This is a genomic window from Microbulbifer agarilyticus S89, from assembly GCF_000220505.1.
In the GTDB taxonomy this organism is placed as follows: domain Bacteria; phylum Pseudomonadota; class Gammaproteobacteria; order Pseudomonadales; family Cellvibrionaceae; genus Microbulbifer; species Microbulbifer agarilyticus_B.
Genome location: NZ_AFPJ01000007.1, coordinates 168,160 through 188,522, shown reverse-complemented (window position 1 = coordinate 188,522; position 20,363 = coordinate 168,160). Strand labels below are relative to the sequence as shown.

At 54.1% G+C, this 20,363-nt stretch carries 19 protein-coding genes; 13 read left to right on the top strand and 6 right to left on the bottom strand.

The window, feature by feature from the left end:
• Positions 1-12 precede the first annotated feature (12 nt).
• The 5 genes from AS89_RS16615 to AS89_RS0101630 all read left to right on the top strand — a co-directional run bounded on the left by AS89_RS16615 (position 13) and on the right by AS89_RS0101630 (position 5,295).
• Complete coding sequence (locus AS89_RS16615) at positions 13-849, top strand: hypothetical protein (RefSeq protein WP_010130517.1); 837 nt, start codon at positions 13-15, stop codon at positions 847-849.
• Positions 850-980: 131 nt separating this feature from the next.
• Positions 981-1,535 (top strand): isochorismatase family protein, encoded by a 555-nt coding sequence (locus tag AS89_RS0101645; protein ID WP_010130516.1) that lies wholly within the window; start codon positions 981-983, stop codon positions 1,533-1,535.
• Between the two features lie 152 nt (positions 1,536-1,687).
• The gene (locus AS89_RS18055; protein WP_010130515.1) at positions 1,688-2,818 is read left to right on the top strand and encodes a hypothetical protein; all 1,131 of its coding nucleotides are present in this window, start codon (positions 1,688-1,690) and stop codon (positions 2,816-2,818) included.
• Positions 2,819-3,237: 419 nt separating this feature from the next.
• Positions 3,238-4,278 carry a tetratricopeptide repeat protein gene (locus AS89_RS18050; RefSeq protein ID WP_158217331.1) on the top strand — a complete coding sequence of 347 codons (1,041 nt, stop codon included), beginning with the start codon at positions 3,238-3,240 and terminating at the stop codon, positions 4,276-4,278.
• 153 nt (positions 4,279-4,431) lie between these two features.
• Positions 4,432-5,295 carry a TolB family protein gene (locus AS89_RS0101630; RefSeq protein WP_010130513.1) on the top strand — a complete coding sequence of 288 codons (864 nt, stop codon included), beginning with the start codon at positions 4,432-4,434 and terminating at the stop codon, positions 5,293-5,295.
• A gap of 81 nt (positions 5,296-5,376) precedes the next feature.
• Here AS89_RS0101630 and AS89_RS0101625 read toward each other — a convergent pair whose 3' ends face one another.
• Both AS89_RS0101625 and AS89_RS0101620 read right to left on the bottom strand, forming a co-directional pair.
• Complete coding sequence (locus AS89_RS0101625; protein ID WP_202798359.1) at positions 5,377-6,114, bottom strand: DUF2306 domain-containing protein; 738 nt, start codon at positions 6,112-6,114, stop codon at positions 5,377-5,379.
• A 239-nt stretch (positions 6,115-6,353) separates the two neighbouring features.
• Positions 6,354-7,505, bottom strand: a complete 1,152-nt coding sequence (locus tag AS89_RS0101620; RefSeq protein WP_100169212.1) for a helix-turn-helix domain-containing protein — start codon at positions 7,503-7,505, stop codon at positions 6,354-6,356.
• Between the two features lie 194 nt (positions 7,506-7,699).
• Here AS89_RS0101620 and AS89_RS0101615 point away from each other — a divergent pair, with 194 nt between their 5' ends.
• From AS89_RS0101615 to AS89_RS0101605, 3 genes are read left to right on the top strand one after another with little or no spacing between them, the layout of a single operon-like run.
• Positions 7,700-10,081, top strand: coding sequence for a DNA polymerase II (locus AS89_RS0101615; RefSeq protein ID WP_010130510.1), 2,382 nt, complete (start codon positions 7,700-7,702; stop codon positions 10,079-10,081).
• A gap of 41 nt (positions 10,082-10,122) precedes the next feature.
• On the top strand, positions 10,123-11,046 hold the full coding sequence (locus AS89_RS0101610) for a M14 family metallopeptidase (RefSeq protein ID WP_010130509.1): 924 nt from the start codon (positions 10,123-10,125) through the stop codon (positions 11,044-11,046).
• 54 nt (positions 11,047-11,100) lie between these two features.
• Entirely contained in the window at positions 11,101-11,655 is a 555-nt protein-coding gene (locus tag AS89_RS0101605) for a cytochrome b (RefSeq protein WP_010130508.1), read from the top strand.
• Here AS89_RS0101605 and AS89_RS16600 read toward each other — a convergent pair.
• From AS89_RS16600 to AS89_RS0101585, 4 genes are all read right to left on the bottom strand, one after another.
• Entirely contained in the window at positions 11,603-12,181 is a 579-nt protein-coding gene (locus AS89_RS16600; RefSeq protein ID WP_158217330.1) for an ABC-type transport auxiliary lipoprotein family protein, read from the bottom strand. The genes AS89_RS0101605 and AS89_RS16600 overlap by 53 nt on opposite strands.
• A gap of 128 nt (positions 12,182-12,309) precedes the next feature.
• Complete coding sequence (locus tag AS89_RS0101595; RefSeq protein WP_010130505.1) at positions 12,310-13,263, bottom strand: MlaD family protein; 954 nt, start codon at positions 13,261-13,263, stop codon at positions 12,310-12,312.
• A 91-nt stretch (positions 13,264-13,354) separates the two neighbouring features.
• Positions 13,355-13,813 carry a GNAT family N-acetyltransferase gene (locus AS89_RS18045; RefSeq protein ID WP_010130504.1) on the bottom strand — a complete coding sequence of 153 codons (459 nt, stop codon included), beginning with the start codon at positions 13,811-13,813 and terminating at the stop codon, positions 13,355-13,357.
• A gap of 48 nt (positions 13,814-13,861) precedes the next feature.
• The gene (locus AS89_RS0101585; protein WP_010130503.1) at positions 13,862-14,299 is read right to left on the bottom strand and encodes a hypothetical protein; all 438 of its coding nucleotides are present in this window, start codon (positions 14,297-14,299) and stop codon (positions 13,862-13,864) included.
• Between the two features lie 263 nt (positions 14,300-14,562).
• On the opposite strand from AS89_RS0101585, the gene AS89_RS0101580 reads away from it, so the two are divergent.
• The 5 genes from AS89_RS0101580 to AS89_RS0101560 all read left to right on the top strand — a co-directional run bounded on the left by AS89_RS0101580 (position 14,563) and on the right by AS89_RS0101560 (position 20,319).
• Complete coding sequence (locus AS89_RS0101580; RefSeq protein WP_308736789.1) at positions 14,563-15,159, top strand: tRNA-uridine aminocarboxypropyltransferase; 597 nt, start codon at positions 14,563-14,565, stop codon at positions 15,157-15,159.
• 273 nt (positions 15,160-15,432) lie between these two features.
• The gene (locus AS89_RS0101575) at positions 15,433-16,065 is read left to right on the top strand and encodes a hypothetical protein (RefSeq protein ID WP_138976346.1); all 633 of its coding nucleotides are present in this window, start codon (positions 15,433-15,435) and stop codon (positions 16,063-16,065) included.
• A 45-nt stretch (positions 16,066-16,110) separates the two neighbouring features.
• Complete coding sequence (locus AS89_RS0101570; protein WP_010130500.1) at positions 16,111-16,797, top strand: ABC transporter ATP-binding protein; 687 nt, start codon at positions 16,111-16,113, stop codon at positions 16,795-16,797.
• Positions 16,773-19,214 (top strand): ABC transporter permease, encoded by a 2,442-nt coding sequence (locus AS89_RS0101565; protein ID WP_010130499.1) that lies wholly within the window; start codon positions 16,773-16,775, stop codon positions 19,212-19,214. The genes AS89_RS0101570 and AS89_RS0101565 overlap by 25 nt, the downstream gene beginning before the upstream one ends.
• Positions 19,207-20,319 carry a lipocalin-like domain-containing protein gene (locus AS89_RS0101560; RefSeq protein ID WP_010130498.1) on the top strand — a complete coding sequence of 371 codons (1,113 nt, stop codon included), beginning with the start codon at positions 19,207-19,209 and terminating at the stop codon, positions 20,317-20,319. Before AS89_RS0101565 ends, AS89_RS0101560 begins: the two co-directional genes overlap by 8 nt.
• The last annotated feature ends 44 nt before the right edge of the window (positions 20,320-20,363 follow it).

The following is a 20,363-nucleotide window of genomic DNA, read 5'->3' as shown; positions in this document are numbered from 1 at the left end:
TCAGGGAGGCAAATGAAACTTCGATCCCCTTTTGTCATAGCAATATTATTGATAATTCCCGTCATAATTAGTCTTGGGATATTTTTCGTCTATTCCACAGACACCTATGTATCAAAAGGTGAATCTCCTGTTGCGACGGATTTCACATCATATAAACAAGATCCTCGGATTCTTTACAAGGATGGAATGCGAGAAGAAGCAGCTATTGCAAGCCAAGCATTAGATGAAAGCATTAAATCTATAGAGCATATTCACGGTAAAGCTTTCACGGGTGTAGTTCGCATCCATATTTGCAATAGCCCGAAATGTTTTACTAGGTACACCGGACTTAGAAGTATTCTTGCTGCAGTAACTGATAAGGGGTTGTTTTTGGCTCCTTATGTTTTTAAGCAAAAAGATTTCCCTAAATGGCTTACCCATGAACTCTCTCATCTGCATCTGTTTCAACAAATATCAACTTTGAGCGCATTGCGAATCCCGCAGTGGTACCATGACGGTCTAGCTACATATGCCTCTAATGGTGGCGGTGCTAGTAAAGTTTCAGAGGCAGAGGCCGCGGATTTGATGCTGTCGGGAAGGTTTATTTTAACTAGAGGTCACGGAGAATTTTACAAAACCAGGTGGCCGTTAAGCTATCAAGCATCAACTGATGCATGGTATCAGCAGCACATGGACTATCGCCAGGCGTCAATGTTTTATGAGTATTTGCACCCAAAGGGGGGCAAGGATTTAATCAGCGAATTGGAGTCTGGTTCCAATTTTGGTAAGGCATTCAAAAAAGTGTATGGTACTGAACCAGGCGAGCAGTTTGAATTGTATTTGGCTGAACTGCAGGAGAAAAGCATATAACAAAGCTATGAATTTGGGCAGCAGTCTTTCGGTGTAATTTATGCGCTGCGCTGCGCTATCGCTTCGTTAGCCTTAATTACAACTACATCCAGTTGACCAGTGATTGTGGCGTTACATGTGGGTAGTAAAAATTGATTAAATCAGTAAATCCGATACTTGTAATCATCGATGTACAGGATGCAATTGATACTTATGGTTCATCGGAAAGAAGCAATGCGCAAGCCGAGAATAAAATTGCTCAGTTGTTAGGAAGGTGGCGTGCTCGAGAATTCCCAATAATTCATGTGCGGCATTCGTCGAAGTATGAAGATTCCCCGTATCATCAGTCATCGGATGGATTTCGTTTTAAGAAGGCCGTTGCTCCACTGTCTGGTGAAATCGTAGTTACTAAATCGGAAAATTGCGCCTTTATCAACACAGATCTTGAATATCACATCAAGAGTTTTGATGCCACCGAGTTGGTAGTTTGTGGTGTACTGGTAAATAACTCTATCGATGCAACCATAAGGGTTGCTGCGGGGTTGGGCTATTCTGTCTTCTTGCCAGAGGATGCTACTGCGGCTTTTGGAATCACGGGCTTAAATGGTAAAAACTATCCGGCCGATGACGTCCACTGGTTGTACTTATCAAACTTGGATGGGGAATACTGCAAGGTTATCACTACGGCCAACGCATTGAGCGTATAACTACGCAATACAGTCGACTGAACTGAAACCACTTTCGTGGACGCTGTTGATGTCCCTGAGCGCGACTTTTTCTGCTCTTTTTGCGAGCAAATTCAGCAACGATTCAGTTGCGGCGGGTTAAAAAGCAGGTGTGAATCCAAGGAATACGCACCATGCGCCAGGCCCCATACCGATTACTCGCCGCTCTCGCCGTTACTTTGACGCTTGGTGGCTGTGTCACCTACCCATCAGCCCCGCCAGTGATGGTCGAGCAAACCTATATCCGCAAGGCACCGCCGGTCTACTCCTATTCAGTGATCACCGACCCCGGCTATCGCTACTACGACGAAGCCCTCGGCGTATACGTATTCTATGACCGCAGCGACGTGTTCTATCGGCAGGGGCGCTACTACCGTTGGTATCAGGACCATTGGATCAGCGCCAATCACTGGCATGGCCCCTGGATTCCCGCCCCGAATCTGTACGTCTCGGTCAACTTCAATGATCGCTGGCGTACACGCTTGCACCGTCACGGCCATCGCTATGCCGGAGGGCACCACCACAAGCCGCCGCGCCGGCATGCTTATGACGATGGTTACAAGCGGCGGGATCGGCATGACAGCAACCCATATCGGTATGATCGTCGTGAAAAGGCCAAGGATCGTCGTGAGGACCTCTGGGACCGCCGCGAGGAAAGTAAAGATCATCGTGAGGAATTCAAGGAACGCCGCGAGGAGATCAGGGATCGTCGTGATGAACGCAAGGATCGTCGTGAGGAGCGCCAGAATCGTGGCCGAGACGGCGTCCAGGGGTTTGCTGGCGTAGCCAAGCCAAAGCAGCGGGCGTTTCAGGCGGATAATCGGGGCGGAGACCGCCGTAACGACCGCCGTATTGAGCGCGTCAATGAACGCCGGAACCCAGGTCGCAGTCCAAATCGGGGTTCAAGCCGGGACGAGCGGGTAGTTAAAGTTACTGGCAAGCCGGCCGGCATTCGCGACCCACGCATTGTTCCTGCGGTAGATCGTCCGGCAATCGATCGCCGCGCGGCGCGCGACAGGCCCAAATCACAAAGCCAGCGAGCCCAGCGTCAGTCCCAGCGCAAAGCGCTAAATGATCGGCGCAATCCTGCCGCGCAGCCAGCACCACGCCAGGAGCGCAAGCAATCAAAAAACGAGCAGCCAAAGCAGAAGGAAAGGAAAAGGGAAAAGAAGCCTAAACAGAAAACGGATAAGCGCAACCAGCAACGTATGGTGCGTGCTCCCTATACCCAGCGGTCCAATGAGGCTCGCCGCCAGATCGATTGAGCCTATTTGTCAGCGCGCCACGTTGATTCGGCAAGCCTAATGCGAGCTACTCGCCTGAGTTGGTTGACGACGTGTGGCAGCTCATCAAGCAAAAGGTGATAGCCAAAGGAAGAAGCTCGAGAAATACGGCTGATTTTTGGCTATATCGATGGTGTATTGGTCTGGACTGCTGGTAAAGCATATAAAAGCCAGTTTTGGGGTTGAAGAAATTGTCATATCAGTAATATTCTACTTCCGATAAAGTGGATTTGATCCAAATATTTGGGATTTACTAACCTAGGTTAGTTTGGGGTTTGCTGGGAATTAATAGCTCTCTTATGACTAGATATTTTTTATTTTTATGTGCCCTCGCGATTAGTTTTAGTTCATATTCCAGAGAGTTGAGCTCGTTGGAGGGCAGGCTGATTGGAACCTGGGCGATGGTTCCAATTTCTTGGCCAATTGCCGGTGCAGCGAATATTACTGAATTCAATGAGGATGGTAGCTACAAACTGTATGTCTTTAGTTGTAGTCCGGAAGGCGGCTATGAAAGAAAACCTGAGCTTGACTCGGACGGGCGCTGGCAGACACATGGAAGAAAAATTATAACAACAGTATTTGACTTTGAAACGAATCAAGGTGGCGCAAAATCTCTTTCAGAGATTCGTCGAGAGTTGGCGGGTATGAGTGAGCGAGAAGTAAATTTCTTTCTCGAAGATCAGCCCAAGATTGTTGTCGATGCCTTAAGTCAGTCGAGAAAAATGACTGTCGTCGAGGAATATATAACGTCAATTTCTGGCAGTGAAATGAATGGTAGTCAGGAGTGGAGAAAGAATGAATTTGTAGAAATGTATTATGTAAAAGTCAACAAGATCGAACCACTATGTAGCATGTATCCGCTGCTTGCATACTCATTGCGGGATATTAGGAGGTTGGCTCGGAAAGGGGATGTTGAAGCGCAATATCAATATGGGGAAATGCTTGTCAATGGTCGTGGGGTTGAGCGAGATTACCCAGAGGCGTATCGACTACTATCAGAGTCTGCAAATTCGGGTCATGCTGATGCACAGTTCGTTTTGGGTACTATGCGTAAGAATACTTGGGGGGGCGTCGAAAAAGATCATGCGGAATCTATGAGGTGGCTTAATAAGTCCTATGAACAAGGAAATATGAATGCTGCATTGGGTTTGGCCGTTTCCTACACTTCGGGTCGAGATATGGAAAGAGACTATGAGAAATCTTTTAGTCTATATCTTGAGGCGGCCTGGTCAGGGTTGTTGACTGCACAAGGAAAAGTCGCTGGTCACTATTACTATGGAAAAGGTGTGCCCAAAGATTATGTGCGGGCATATGCATGGTATAAGGTTTCTGGGAAAGGTCATGACTATGTAGCTAAGTTCATGAGCGATGATGAAGTCAAAGAGGCTGAATTAATCGTGAATGATATTGTTCAAAAATTATCCCGCAGGGGTTTAGAATAGAATGAGTGCTTCTTAGGTCGCGCTATTTGTATGTTGATGACCTGTGATATCCATTCGCCCCATTAATACGGCAAGCTAACGAGTTGGCGCTGTAACGCGTGCTTCAGGTCGATACTATGGCTCTTATCCATAATAGTAAGAGTAGCGATTGCGATGAAGCCTACCGTTCTTGCCCTTTCTTTGCTGTCTTTAACCCCGTTGGCTGCGGCCGATAGTCCATATTTCGATCAAGAGCTCCCGGGAGCGAAAGCCAAGCTGTTTGCCAAAGATACCGTGTCGGTGACTGGCCGTTACGAATACGGTATCGCCTTTTCTAAAGATCTGGATGAGATGTACTTCTCCGGGCAGAAGGACGGCAAGCCTGCTGCGATCTATTCCTCCAAGTTGGTCGACGGCACCTGGCAGCCCATCAAGCAAGAGGCGTTTACAAAGGGCAAGAAAGCGGGCGAAATGCAGCCGTTTTTTAGTCCGGACGGTAAGCAGCTATTCTTTACCGCCTATAACGCCGACTTCACCGATACCAAGTTCTGGACGGTGGAGCGCGTTGCCGATGGCTGGGGTGCTGCCAAGAAGCTTGCATCACCGGTCAATGACAGCGAAGTGTTCTATTCGACACTGGCCGGTAACGGCGACCTGTTTTTTACCAATATCATCGAATCGAGCGTCTACCATGCACCGCTGGTTGACGGTGAATATCCCAAGGTCGATAAGGCAGGTATCGCGTTTGGTATCCACGGGTTTATCTCGCCACAGCAAGACTATCTGCTGGTTGATGCCAAGGCCGAGGGAGATGGGCGTAAAGACAGTGACATCTACGTTTACTTTAAGCAGCCCGATGGCGGTTGGTCTAAGCCGGTTAGCTTGGGCAGCGAGGTAAATTCGACCCATAGCGAAACGGTGCCGAGCGTTACCCCGGATGGTAAATACCTGTTTTTTAGCCGCTATGATGAAGAGGGTGGTATTTCAAACCTCTATTGGATTAGTAGCGAAGTAATCGATGAGGTGCGCTCTGAGTAAGAAGTGCGTCCATCCATTACTGGCTGGCCGCACTCCAAAACACGGTCAATTGATTGCCGATATCTGCATGTTGTCTTGAGATCACAGCGAGGGTGTTTCACCCGCGATAAGTGATTGCAAGAAGGGCGTATACCCCACAACGCCAATAATCAGCGCGACCGTTAGTACGATCAGTACACCACTGGTCACATATTGTATTTGCGGGCCGCCGCGCTCGGCAGCGTAGAAATACAACTGCAGCGTCAGCAGTGGAAGCAGATAACAACCGAATGTCCACATGGGGAAGAATGGGTCACCAAATCCCGGTTCAAGGCCCAGCAGCGTGCCGGTAATCAGGTAGCTGAATACCCCCACGCGCAGAAACCACTGGGCGTTTGAAACCAAGAATAGACGCAGTGCCCATTTCCGGTGATTGCCGATATCCCGATTCTTAATGCATCGCAGTGCCATATAAGCAAAGTACAGGATAAATACCCCATTAATGCAGGTGCCAATGGCTGACAGCACATCCGGGCTGGTGCCTCTTATGAGTACCAGATAAAACCCGGATAAGGCGAGGCCCAATACCGTTGTAAGGTAGATATATCCATTAATGCGATGGAAGCGCGGAAATCGATTGCGCACTTGAGGAATGAGTTGCAGCGCACCACCAAATGCAACGATACCCGCGCCTAATGCGTGCGCAGCAAATGCCAGGTTGCCACCGAAATCACCGGCAACGTAGGGGCTACTGCCAAGGGGCTCGAATCGGTTCCAGATTTCCAGGTTCCCGGTTAATACGGAAAACCCGTAAAACGCGATGATGTAATAAAGGAACATCCATTGGCCCACCAACAGTGAGCAAAACCAGAATATTGATGCGCCTTTAAGCAAGCCGCGTGGCTGAATTGTCATCGGCGCGCCAGTTGCACCGGAAAAGGGTAAGCGGTCGAGGTATCTGCCCAACATAAGATTCCATGCCTGTTGATGAATTTCTAGGCAGAGATTACGTGCGAGAAGGGCGATTTACGTCCGGACGGGCCCGTTCGGACGTATTAGTACAACTTTTTGCGGCCAGATTAGTGGGTTTGCTGCCTGCGGTAGGCGGTCGGGGTCTCGCCGACGGACTTTTTGAACGCCGCGTTGAATGTGGACTTGGAGTTAAAGCCCACCTCGTAAGCAATTGCGGAGACCTGCATATCGGAGCCTTTAACCAATTGCTTAGCTGCGTCGACTCGATATCCATTCACAAACTGAAAGAAGTTGGTATCCAGAAATTGCGATAGCGTCTCGGATATATGGTTTTCGCTTACGGATATGGTTTCAGAGAGCTTTTTTAACGATAAGTCGGATTCCATATATAACTTATCTTTAGCCATTACTTGATTCAGTGTTTTGGCAATTTGCTCCAAACGCTCGGCTTTCAGACTCGGTAGTCTGGACGGTGCGGCGCTCTCTTTATCTTTATCCGTCTCTTTACCTTTATCCGAATCGGTTAATACCGGTTGGTTTATCGCCAGATACGCAAATACCAGCAATATAGCCGCTTCAATAGTGGGCAGCACAATACCGGAACCAAACCAGCGGTACCCCAAGAAACCGACGATGTATTCAACTGCGAAAAGTAACCATGCGACGCCCCATAACAGTAATACCACCCGGAACCAGTCCATCGAGCGATCCTCGATGGAGGCAAATCGATCCAACAGCTGGCGTCGATGTCGCGCATGGAGTCTAAGGGTAGCCACCAGATAGGCGCCGGTGAAGAGTATGAATGCGAGCATGGATACCACGCAGGTCGTAACCGCGATTTTCCAAAGCGCGGGGTCACGGGTCGATGGATCAGCCAATGCCAGCTTTTCTTCGGGGGTGCTGCCGAAAAGAAACGGCAGCATGATCAATACAATCAGTACCGGGCCCAGCATCGCCAGAGCATAGGCTTTGCGTGGCAGCGCCTTATCTGGTGACATGGTGGCAAACGCATAGAAATAGAGTGCAGGCCCCAGCAACATGCGTATTGGAAACTGCAATCCCGCCAGCGAAGGCGCGTATTGGTAAAAGCCGGAATAGATATGCAGCTCGCCCAAGATATGTACGAGCAATAAAGAGAACAGCGCAATCAAGTAGGCCGTTTGTCGCTGCCTTGGCTTGCTCAGGCACTCCAGCAACGCAAACAGAGTCACACCCAACATGCTTGAGTAGATCACAGTAGGGACGACATTTACGGCCATAGCACGAACACAGTTGCAGAGATTCAATAAAGGACGATCTTATTACCGCATATAGCGCCCATCAATTGTTAAGGCGTCGGTCATATGACTATTGGGGAAGGTGAGGGCTCTCATCTGGTGATTGCTGATATCTGTGCATTCATACAGTAGAATGGCCTAAACCAATCACCCACGTCTCAACCCAGAACAGTCTCTTGCCCCAAGGTTTTCTCCTCACTCGCCACAGCTTCGATCAGCGCGGCAGCACCTGTATCCACTACTGGCTGGCTACCCCCGAGGGCCCGGCCAAGCTGGTCATTGAGGGCGAGCGCCCGGTGTTTATGGTGAAGGTTGCGGACCGCGCGCAGGTACAACAAGTACTGGCCGCGGTGCCCCACGAATGGCAGCAGCTGGGCTTCCAGACCTTCGGCCGCGAAGAGGCGGCGATGCTGTATTTCCCTACCATTGACGCCCATCGCCGGGCGCAAACTCTGTTGAAAGAGCGCGGCATCGAGATGTTTGAGGCAGATTTTCGTCTGCACGACCGCTACCTGATGGAGCGCTTTGCCCGCGGTGGCCTCTACTTTGAAGGGGAAGCCCGGGCCAGAGACGGTTATACCGAATATCGCCAGGTCCGCCTCAAGGGTGCCGATGTGCAGCCGGATTTCAAGGTGGTGTCCCTCGACGTGGAGTGCTCCGGCAAGGGCGAGCTGTATTCCATCGGTCTCTACGGCAATGGGGTGGAAGAGGTGCTGATGGTTGGTGAACCGGAAGACGCCGACACCACCATGCACTGGGTCGAAAACGAACGGGCGCTGCTGCAGGTGCTGGAGGCTAGGATCACCGCCCTGGACCCGGATATCATCATCGGCTGGGCCGTGGTGGACTTCGATTTTCACCTGTTGCTGAAAAGGGCCGGGCGCTACGGCCTGCGCCTGAAACTGGGGCGCGGTGGCACCGAGGCCCGCTGGCGGGATGGCCGCGAGGGCAATCAGGGCTTTGTGACCTTGCCGGGTAGGGTAGTGCTGGATGGCATCGACGGACTGAAGAGTGCCACTTACAACTTCGAAAGCTTCAGCCTGGAGTTTGTGGCGCAGACGCTGCTGGGCCGAGGCAAGGATACCGAAGACGTGGACAACCGCCTGGGCGTGATTGAACACGATTTCCGCCATAACAAGCCCAAGCTCGCCGCCTATAACCTGGAAGACTGCCGTCTGGTCTGGGACATCTATGAGCACACCCGCCTGCTGGACTACCTGCGCCTGCGGGCCCAGCTAACAGGTCTTGAGCTCGACCGCAGCGGCGGTTCTGTGGCGGCCTTTACCAACCTTTACCTGCCCAAACTCCACCGCAGCCACTATGTAGCGCCCAACTTGCCGGCCGACGGCGGTCTGGCCAGTCCCGGCGGCTATGTGATGGACTCCCGGCCCGGCCTGTATGACAACGTGCTGGTGCTGGATTTTAAGAGTCTGTATCCCAGCATCATTCGCACCTTCAAAATCGATCCTATGGGTTTGGTTGAGGGCTTGGCCGACGGAGAGAAAGGGGAAGTAGAAGAGGGCCGTGCGGATGAAAACACCATCCCCGGTTTTCGCGGTGCGCGTTTCTCCCGCGACAAGCATTTCCTGCCCGACATCATCACCAATCTCTGGGCCCAGCGCGACATCGCCAAGCAAGAGCAGGATGCCGCCCGTTCCCAGGCCATCAAGATCATCATGAACTCCTTTTACGGAGTACTGGGAAGTGGCGGTTGCCGTTTTTATGACACGCGCCTCGCCAGCTCCATCACCCTGCGCGGTCACGAGATCATGCAGCAGACGGCCAGCTGGATTGAGGAGCTGGGCCACCAGGTAATTTATGGCGATACCGATTCCACGTTCGTCTGGCTAAGCGGCCAACCCAGGCCCGAAGAAGCAGATGCGATCGGCAAGAACCTCGCCGATGAGATGAACACGCGCTGGCAGAACAAGCTCAAAGATGAGTTGGCGCTTGTGTGCGAGCTGGAGCTGGAATTCGAAACCCACTACCAACGCTTCTTGATGCCCACTATTCGCGGCTCCGAGGCCGGTTCCAAGAAACGCTACGCGGGCCTGGTGGTGAACGGCGATAAAGAAAAGCTGGTATTCAAGGGCCTGGAAACCGTCCGCAGCGATTGGACCGAACTTGCCAAGCAGTTCCAGACCAAACTCTACGCCATGGTATTTCACGGCGAAGACCCATCCGACTATATCCGCGAAATGGTAGAGAAAACCCGAGCAGGGGAGATGGATGAGCAACTGGTGTACCGCAAGCGCCTAAGGCGCAAGCTCGAACAATACGTAAAAAACGTACCGCCCCACGTACGCGCCGCAAGACTAGCCGACGAACACCGCCGCCAGCAGGGCCTGTCACCGCAGTACCAGAACAAGGGCTGGATTCGCTACGTAATTACCCTCAACGGTCCCGAGCCAGTGGATTACCTCCAGTCCCCAATTGATTACCAACACTATATCGACCGCCAGCTAAAGCCAGTGGCGGATGCCATATTGCCGTTTATCGATCTGGATTTTGATGGCCTGGTGGATGGCCAGATGGGGCTGTTTGGTGCGGCCGACTAAACATCCGCATACAATCAAAAAAAGACTGGAGAACAAGTGGAATGAAAACGACGCCCGCATTCTATCCAATCGGTACTCCCGGAACTCCCTGGGGTGACGCAGAGCGCGCTGAGTGGTTTGCGCGCCAGGTGCGCCACCGCAGCTATGAGTCTGAGGTTGTCAGCAAGGTTGAGCGCCTCCGGGATCGATTCGACGTGGAAGAATATGGCCGTCTGGAATATGGCGACGAAAGCTTCCCGTTACTGGCGATCCGCAGCCGTAACTGGGATTACGAGCTGCCAGTAATGCTGGTGACTGGCGGGGTGCATGGTTACGAAACCAGTGGCGTACATGGCGCACTGCAGTTCGTGGATCAGCATGCCGCGGATTATGTGGGTCGAGCGAACCTGCTCGTCGCTCCCTGTGTGAGTCCCTGGGCCTACGAGCGTATCCACCGCTGGAACCCGAACGCTATTGACCCCAATCGCTCTTTCTACAATGACAGCCCGGCGGAAGAGTCGGCCGCATTGATGCGTCTGGTAGCTCCCATCAGTGATCGCGTCGTGATGCATATAGACCTGCACGAAACCACGGATACCGATGAAACTGAGTTCCGTCCGGCATTGGCAGCGCGCGACGGTAAACCGTTTGCGCCAGGTGGGATTCCCGATGGTTTCTATCTGGTGGATGACAGCGAGAACCCGCAACCCGAGTTCCAGCAGGCCGTCATTGCGGCGGTGGAACAGGTAACCCATATCGCGCCTGCGGATGACAATGGCGAGATTATCGGTTCACCGGTTGTCGCCCGGGGCGTAATTGAGTATCCGCTAAAGAAGCTCGGGCTCTGCGCGAGTGTCACCAACGCTCGCTACAAGACCACCACCGAGGTTTACCCCGACAGCCCGCGTGCCACACCGGAGCAGTGCAATGCGGCACAGGCCGCAGCGGTATGCGCCGCAATTGATTATTCATTGATGCACCAGTGATCTCGTCCGACAAGATCTAGAATTAGGTCACCTCCACAGATATATCCGATATCAATGTTCCGCAATACGGATTCACGTTATGGCAGCATCGCCGTCGTCCTGCACTGGGTGATGGCGCTGTTACTTATCGGGCTGCTTGGGTTGGGTCTGTATATCACCAGCCTGCCGGATGTTGGATTCGATAAGCAGAAGATAAGGCTGATTCTCCTGCACAAGGAGTACGGCATTCTGGCCCTGGCGCTCGCATTAGTGCGGCTGGCTTGGCGAGTAGGAAATATTCTGCCCGAGCTGGTCCAGGAAATGCCGGATTGGCAGAAGGTTTCTGCGCGCTTTGTTCATTTGAGCTTTTACGCGCTGATGTTGGCCTTGCCGTTTAGTGGATGGTTAATGTCTTCCGCTATGAGCGTGCCGGTATACGCTTTTGGCTTCCGCCTGCCGGATCTGATTGCACATAACGAATACCGATTCGAGCTGCTGGTCGAACTGCATAAGTGGCTTGGGTTTGTGTTGATTGGTTTTATTGTTCTGCATGTTGCCGCTGCCTTGCGGCATTACTTTATTTGCCGGGATGATGCTCTGGAGAAAATCTTGCCCGGTCGGCCTGGCTAGGGTCTGATTGAGCGATCTGCTCGAAAATAAAATACACCGTCTGCTCCAATGCACTGGCCGTAGCCTTGTTCGCCGCGACAACGCCTGCGGTGGGCGTCTGCTCTATCAATGGTTCTTGTAGCGCAATCATGCGGCTGGCGATAATCCGGTTGGACCTTCCGTCCACCAGTTGTAGCCGCAATGCCAGATGGAAGCGTGCCGGGCTGGAAGTGAAGTCCTGTGCGAATTCCAAAATCTCCGTGCGTAACCCATAACTGTAGGGGCCGAAGTAGGGTGGTGTAGCCACGGCTCGGAACAGTTGCGTGCGCTCAAATGTTTGCGCAAGCAGGGGTTGCAGCATCTGCGCGGGCGTTGCGCCCCATTCGTGTTTGCTGAAGTAGTCGATCTGGTGAGGTTGGGCCTGATAGGCCATGCGTGTGGTGTCGTAAATCGGATTGATGGCCGGCGGTAGGACTAGAAGTGTCGCATCGCCGCGGCTTTGCTGTGGGGTCGACATCGGGATCTGGTCGATTACCGCCACCCGCATATTGTTTTCAACTGGGGAAAATATCGAGCACCCGGCAAGCAGTAGGGCTCCGAAGACGCTCATTACGCAGCGAGCGACAAAGGAGAGACACAACCTTGGCTGCGATATGCGATGGCCGCTGCCTTGCCTCATTCGGATTCGCCCGGCCCAAGAGGTGGTGCCGTACTGCCGCGGATCAGCACGGACGGGTCGCGGTTGATTTTGTCGGTAAGCCGCGTGATCGAGTGGCTCAGCTGGTTGAGGGTGGCCATGGTGCGGTAGGCCTCAGGCAGAACCTGCTGTTGCAACGCATTGATCGAATTGGTGCTGGAATCCAATAACGGTCCCAGCTGGCCGCTGGCCTGCTCGGTATTGGCGATGATGGTATTCAGCCGCTGCTGGTTACCGGCCAGCATTTGGCTCACCTGCTGCAGGGCGTTCAGCGTATCGCTGGTGGAATCCAGTAAGGGGCCCAGCTTGCGGGTGGCGTGCTCGCTATTGGTAATGATTGCGCTGAGTTGTTCCTGATTCGTCGCGAGTACTCGGGAAACTTGCTGCAGGTTCGCGGCGGTGTGTTGCAGGGCCGTGATGGTGTCCTGGTTAAGCAGGGTGCGCACCAGTTCGGTTAACGCCTGTACGTTCTGATTTACCTGGCTGATTGCCGTGTCCAGATTGACCGAGCGCGATGGTGTGCTGGGGATCCGTGCATACCGCGCGCCGGGTGCCGGGAGAATTGGGCCGGTATCGATTCCCGAATTGTTCAGCAAAATGTACACGTATCCGGTAAAGCCCCGGGTCGCCAGGCCGCGCGCGGTGATGGTGGCGACGGTGGCTTTGGTGACGGGGGCATCATTGCTGACTTCCAGCAGGATACGTACGGACTTGGGGCCGGTCAGCTCCACGCTGGTTACGTGCCCGACGTCAACGCCGTGAAACTCTACTGGCGCGCCGACAATCAGCCCGGAGACGGGGTCTTGGGTGATGATCTCGTAGGTGGTTTGGCGACTTGATGCGAGCTGGTAATACAGCCATGCGGCCAGTACGACGAGCACCAGGGCCACGGTAAATAGTAATCGCGCCCGATTCGCAATGCTGATAGACATCGAGCGCTCCTCTGCCAGTGTGATATCTCCATATCAGGGCCAGTCGAAGTCTAGTTCAAATTGCGCCAAGGCGAATGGATAAGCGGCAGGGCTAGAGCGGTGCTTGATAGCGCATGATCACTATGTCACGCCCTTGCTTCTTGTAGGTGTGGAAGCGGTCGACAATGGCCGAAGGCAAGCCACTTTGATTACCTTCATCGACTTCGGTGTAGCCGAGGGATTCGTAAAAGGGCACCAGATGCCGGTAGGGGAAGGTGAAGGTGCTGTCGTTGTAGGCTTCTGCCATATGTCGCAACAGGAAGCGCGCCACGCCTTTGCCACGGAAGTCTTCCGCGACGGCGACGCCCGCGAGCAGCTGGCTATCGGTGAGCTTGCGCAGGGAGCCGCAGGCAATAATCTGGTTTTGCGTGTCACGCACCACCATGCAAGGGTCGTGACGCCGCGCTTTACCCCGAAACTTATGCGCGCGATAGAACTTGTTGGCTAACGGCATCTCGGCATCGCTGAGCCAGTGTGCGGTTAATGTATTGCCAGGTTGGTTCAAGTCCATATCGCTCTAAATCACAGAATAAGCCGGCGCCAGTGTCCGTTTGCTTAATTAGAAGCGCAAACGCAGGCCCAGCGCGCCATCTACGCCGAAGCCTTCCTGGTTTTCATTGTCGCTGAAAGCGAAGTTGGGTACTGCCTGTATATAAGCTTGCACGCTCGGGGCAATCCCGAAGGACAGACCGATCGGCAGGCGTACGCCGGCTTTGTCATTGTAACTGTCATTACCGCCATCTTCGTAAAAACCGCCGGCATCAATGTAGACATGGGCTGTGCCGCGGTGGTTGCGGAAGTTCTGCAGGCGCATATCGATTGCGATTGCATCGCTATTCACGAAGATCGAGGTGCCGCGGACCTGAGCAGTGACGCCCACGCCAAGATCGTACGCGAGCCCCAGGCCAACACCATTCTGGCTGGCAAAAGACGGCATGCTGACCACCGCGGTCAGGAAGGGGATGGCAAAGCGGAGTAGTTTGGACGGGAGCTTCATGGGTACCTCGTGAAGAAAGACATCATAGGGCGTGAGGCGCGTAGTATATCGATCATTACGAAGGTTGATTTGTCTCAGGTCACAGTTTCCCGCAGGACTAAAAAGAGGGCCAAACACAGGACCGAACATAGCGCCGAGAACCCGTTGTTCATCGGCGGGCAATGGCGGGCAATGGCGGGAGAGAGCGGGAGCAAGGTAGAATTGATGGCCCAGGGCACTACACATCGCGGCGCCACTGGTCAGTCAATCACCTGTCGAAACGTATGGGCCCACCCTACGCTATGCCTCGCGAAATATGTCCAACCTGCCAGCGTCCGCTCAATATGTGCTATTGCAGCGCGCTGGTGCATGTGCCCAGCCGTATCAAGGTGCTGATTATTCAGCATCCGCAAGAGCAGAAGCACCCGTTCAATACAGGGCGCATGGCGCATCTTTGCCTAGACAACAGTGAACTGGTGGTTGCAGAGAGCCTTTCGGAGGCGTCGTTGCGTCGGTTGCTGCAACCGCACTCGGCGTTGCTGTACCCATCTTTGAGTTGGTTGCCACCGGTTGAATCGATAGAGCCAGAAAGTCCGCAGAGTGCGGCGCTGGAGCAATTGGTAGTGATCGATGCGACTTGGCGCAAGTCGAAGAAGATGCTGCACCTGCATCCACTGTTACAGAAACTGCCACGGCTGAGCTTTTCCGGGGAGCTGGAATCAAAGTATCAGGTGCGCAAGTCGTCAATGGAAAACAGCTTGTCGACTATCGAAAGCATTGCTCTGGCGATTCAGGCGCTGGAGCCGGATGGCGATTTCATGCAATTGCTGCAGCCATTCGAAAGGATGGTTGCCTTGCAATTGAGCGAAATGAAACGATGAGGGCACGCAATTTCGGCCATTGAAGCGGCTTAGATTCAACAAGATATTTTGCTCTGTGCCCGGCGCTATCAGCGTACGGAGCCTTGCGCGATCCTACCGTTAGGTTTGCAGCTAAAATTGGCTGATGACCCACTCGACAAACCTCTTTCCTGATCCCTTTAACAAATGAGCGCGTATATCTCGTTTCTGGCGGTGCTTGCCATTTCGTTGATTGGTGTGACACTCCCGAAGTGGCGCATGTTTCGGCGTCACCGGCACCCCCCAATCCTGAGTGTGGCCGCCGGCATCGGTATCGCCTATGTGTTCCTTGTGCTGCTGCCAAAACTGGCCGAGATCGAGGACGCGCTGGGTGAGGGTGGCGGCGATGGCACGATACTGCCGGTTGCCCTGAACGCCTATCTGGGGGCGCTCGCCGGTTTCGTCATGTTTTTACTCATTGCAAATAAAGGGTTCTTCGAGGATGACCGGCAGGCTGGTGCCAAGCTTTCGTTAGGCGAACTGACGGTCTTCTGTGTGTTTTGTGTGTATTACGCACAAGTGGGCTTTTTGCTCGGTGAGTGGCCCAGCGCTAACATTTTTGGTTATCTTCCACTGGTGTGCGCGTTTGGTCTGCATTTTATTGGCATAAATTTTCATTTGTGGAAGCGCTACCCGGTCAAGTACCCCAAGGCGTTGCGGTGGTTATTTGCACTGTCGTTGTTGTTGGGGTGGATTGCGTCAGTGACTGCAGAGGGAATCGCAGACGTTGTTAAGTTTTCGACGATGTTTGTGGCGGGAGGGATAATCATTACGGCAATGCGTGAGGAAATTCCAGCCCAGCGTGATGTAAACATTCTGTATTTTCTCGGGTCGGTTACGATAACTGCCATCTTTATTCTTATCGTCGAGATCTATTTGCTGCGATGAACATAACTCTGCCTAGATGCAACTTGTGCGGTATATCTGAGGTCAATGAATGATCTTCTCATAGAGGCTTCAGGTCTCAAGCATACCTACCGCAATGGTGCCACTTCGGTACCAGTGCTTGATGGTGTTTCGTTTTCCTTGCGGCAAGGTAAGGCTGTTGCGATCGTCGGGCCGTCGGGTTCCGGCAAGAGCACGTTATTGAATGTTCTAAATGGCTTGCTGGTCGCTGAAGCTGGCGAGCTAAGGATATTCGGGCAATCTTCACAGCAGCTCTCGCAAAATGATTGGGCAGAGTTGCGCCGCACACAAATCGCCACCCTGTTCCAGGACGGTAACCTTATTTCCACACTTACGGTTTCCCGCAATATTGCGTTTCGTGCAGGGTTGGCGGGGCTGGCAGAAAATGGTGGTGCCGCCCTGATGGATCAGCTGGGCATTGCCGACACTGCGCATCGCTATCCCGATCAGCTCTCTGGAGGTCAGCGCCAGAGAGTGGCTTTGGCCTGTGCCTTTGTCATGCAGCCCAAGTTGATCCTCGCCGATGAACCTACAGGCAGCCTGGATTACGCAACCGCCCAGCGCGTTACCCCCTTGTTCTTTGATGCTATCCGCGAGCGCAATGTAGGTGCATTGATTGTCACCCACAATCCGGAACTGGCGGAACGCTGTGACCGGATACTGGAGCTGCGCGAAGGAGCCCTGCGCCCATGGGACTTGGCACCGTCTTCCTGAGCCACTACCGCCGCCATCCAGCACAGCTACTTGGGCTGTTGCTGATTCTGGTGTGCGCCGCCACTTTGTGGAGTGGGGTGCGAGCACTGACCGATTCCGCCGCCAGTGCTGCAAAAAAATCCAGCGAATTACTTGAGCCATTGTTGCGCATTGAGCGTGAGGACGGCCATCCGCTGACGGTAGAGGACTTTGCAACCTTGCGCCGGGCAGGTCTATGTGTTGCCCCACAACTACGGGTGCAATTCGTAGCCCGCGAAGCGCCGGATATCATTGGGATCGATCCATTTACAGCAGGCTGTTTGCGGCAGTTCAGGGCGTCGGATCAAGAGGGAAATAGCGAATCTACTGCCGATGAAGGCGTCGTCGAGAAGCTAATCAACGCCTGGGATGAACCACTGTTGCTGGGTGCAATGGAAGACTTTGCCAGCCTGGCACGTTTGGGGCTTTCCAGCGCGGATGGTATAGAGTTCGCCGCTACAGAGGGGGTACCGCGGAATCAGCTGTTTGCGGATATTTCCGTTGCGCAGGAATTTGCGGCGGGCAATCGCGCCGACCTGCTTATGTTGCTCCCCGCCGCAGAGCAAAACGACAAGAAACTCCCGGCCGGCTACCGTACCGAGGTGGAAGATTACGGCGTCGAACCGGCACCGCTGGTGGACGCATTCCTGCTTAGCCTGAATGCTCTCGGCGTGTTGACGCTGTTGGTGGCAGCGCTGTTAGTCCGCAGTGTGTATCGCTTTGCTCTGGAACAGCGTCGACGCAGCCTGGATATTCTGGTGCGCTGCGGCATTCCCCAAGATAAGTTGCGTATTGCACTGACTGTAGAGGTGTTGCTGGTGGCGCTTGTTGGCGGGACCGTCGGTGTGTGGCTGGGGGAACGCCTGGCTTCCGGGCTCGCCGATGGCTTTTCCGGTACGCTCACCGGCCTGTTCAGTGTGCGGGGGCTGGCACAAAGCAGGCTTACCGTGGCGTCATGGCTAGGCATGGTCCTGATTCTGCTGTTTGTGGTCGGCTGGGCCTGTTTCGACTTGTTCGTTTCTGTAGGCAGGCAAACCGCGCACCAAAACCCGTTTCGGGCAGCGCCGGTTCGAGGTGTAGGAAATAAATGGGGGCACTCAGCATACAACTGGCGCGTGCTGGCTGGGTTGCTGCTGGTTGTGGTCTCGGCGGTTATATTGCTATCGACCTATAGCCTCTGGTTGATTTTTGCTGCGACCTTGGGATGCCTTGTCGGTTGTGGCGTGTTACTGCCAGAAATGTTGAACGGTTTGCTGGGGTTTGCCGAGCATACTACTCGCCGGCCATTGCTGGAGTGGTCTTTTTCCGAGATGCGGGCATTGTGCCGTTTGCTGAGTCTGCCGCTCACGGCGCTTGCCTTCGCCATCGCCACCGCCATCGGTGTGCAGGCGATGGTTTCAGGCTTTGAGTCCACCTTTGATCGCTGGCTCGATCAACGCCTGCAGGGTGATCTTTACCTCGACCCGGGACAGTCGGTGGATACAAGTGAATGGCAGCGGCGACTGCAAGCCTTGCCCGGCGTGTCCGCAGTTTTGCCGATGGTACGCGGGCGTGCCGTGTTGGAGTCTGCGGAAGGGGAGAAACAGATAGATGTGTTTGCCATCGATCCGCAATCGCCATTATTGCAAGACTGGCCACTTCTCAGTGCCGAGCCTGATTTGTGGCGCCGACTGGACGGCGGCGGTGTGTTGATCAACGAACAACTGGCACGGCGCGAATCGCTCACGCTTGGAGACACAATTTCATTCAAGCTGGGCGATAAATCGGAGTCTCGACCGATTGTCGCCATCTACGCGGACTATGGCCGGCCCCAGGGCGAGTTGATGGTGCCTCTCACGCAAGTGGGCGATGCGTTGCCCGAGCGTTATACCCGATTCGTGTTGGGGTTGAAGGATGCGGCCGGAGGGGGCTGGCGAGACTGGCCAGAGCAATATCTCTGGATGAAAGGAACTGATCTGCGTGACCAGAAGGAGCTCAAGCGCGCTGCCAGTGCAGCGTTTTCGCGCACCTTTCAGCTGACCCGACTGCTCAATGGCTTGACGCTTGTGTTGGCGGGCACCGCGCTCGCGTTGATGGGATTAGTCATTTTTCGGCTGCGGCAGAGCAGCTACACCTTGTTGTTTGTAAACGGTGTGCCGCGGCGTAGCCTGCGCCATCGCTTGATCGCGCATAGTGTTTTGGTCACTGGCCTACTGGCGATATTGGCGGTACCACTCGGCCTGTTCTTGAGTTGGGTGTTGGTGGCGCGGGTTAACCCGGCGGCCTTTGGCTGGGCGTTGCCACTGCATGTTTATCCTGGCTTTTGGCTGCAGGTTTGGGGCGTATGCCTGTTGATTGGCCTGGCTGTGGGCCTCCTCGCGGGGAACCCGGTACGGCTGGAGACGCTCAAGAATGAATAGCCGCGCGCTGGTTTCTGTCTGGCTTAAGTCACTGGTGATGTTGGTGGCGATGTCGCTCCTGGGATGTAGCGATGAACCGTCAACTTCTTCCATGCGGGCATTGACCGATCCACCGGAGGGCTTCAAACAGGCTCATTCAGGCATGCAGATCGAGTTCCCGCGAGATATGGGACCGCACCCGGAGTATCGCCTGGAGTGGTGGTACCTGACGGCGAATCTGGAGAGTGTGAACGGCGAGCAATTCGGTGTGCAGTGGACACTGTTTCGCAATGGCATAAAACCGGGCCCGTACGCGAATGACGAGCGGGACAAAACGCTGGGTTGGCAGCGCAACGAAGTGTGGTTCGCCCACGCAGCGGTGAGTCGTCCGACACAGCACCGGTTTGCCGACCGTGCGGCAAGGGGCGGGAACGGACAAGCCGACGTCGTAGCCGATCCGTTCCGTGCTTGGATTGACCACTGGCAGATGGCATCCGATGGCGATGGCCACTGGATACTCGAAGTGGCAGAGCCAGAATTTCGCTTCCGTTTGCGCATCAAGCCGCAATTGCCACCGATCTTCCATGGTGAACAGGGCTTCAGCGCTAAGTCTGCAGGAGGCGGCGGCTCCATGTATTTTAGCTATCCGTACCTGGCGATCGATGGTGAGATAACAATCCTGGATCAGGAAGACACTGTAACCTTTACGGTAAGCGGGCAGGGCTGGTTCGACCGGGAGTGGAGCAGTCAGTATCTGAGAGAAGACCAGACAGGCTGGGACTGGATGGCCCTGCACCTGGACGACGGCCGCCACTTGATGGTGTTTCGTGTGCGTGGCGCGGAGGATTATTTCTCGGCCACCCTGGTGGCTGCGGATGGGACTGCGGTGGCGCTGAAACCAGACGATTTCAGTCTCGTCGCGACAAAGCACCGAAATACCCAGTTTGGCCAGGTGCCTGTGGCATGGGCGCTTGCAGTGCCATCGGCAGGCCTCGAACTCGATGTGCGATCCTGGCCCGGCGAATACTGGAATACGGGCGCCATGCGCTACTGGGAAGGACCGGTCACCGTCGAGGGCAGCCACAATGGTGCCGGCTACCTGGAAATGACCGGGTACGGCGATTGATATCACTTGTTGTAGGAAAGTGGGCCGGGCTTACCTACAATATG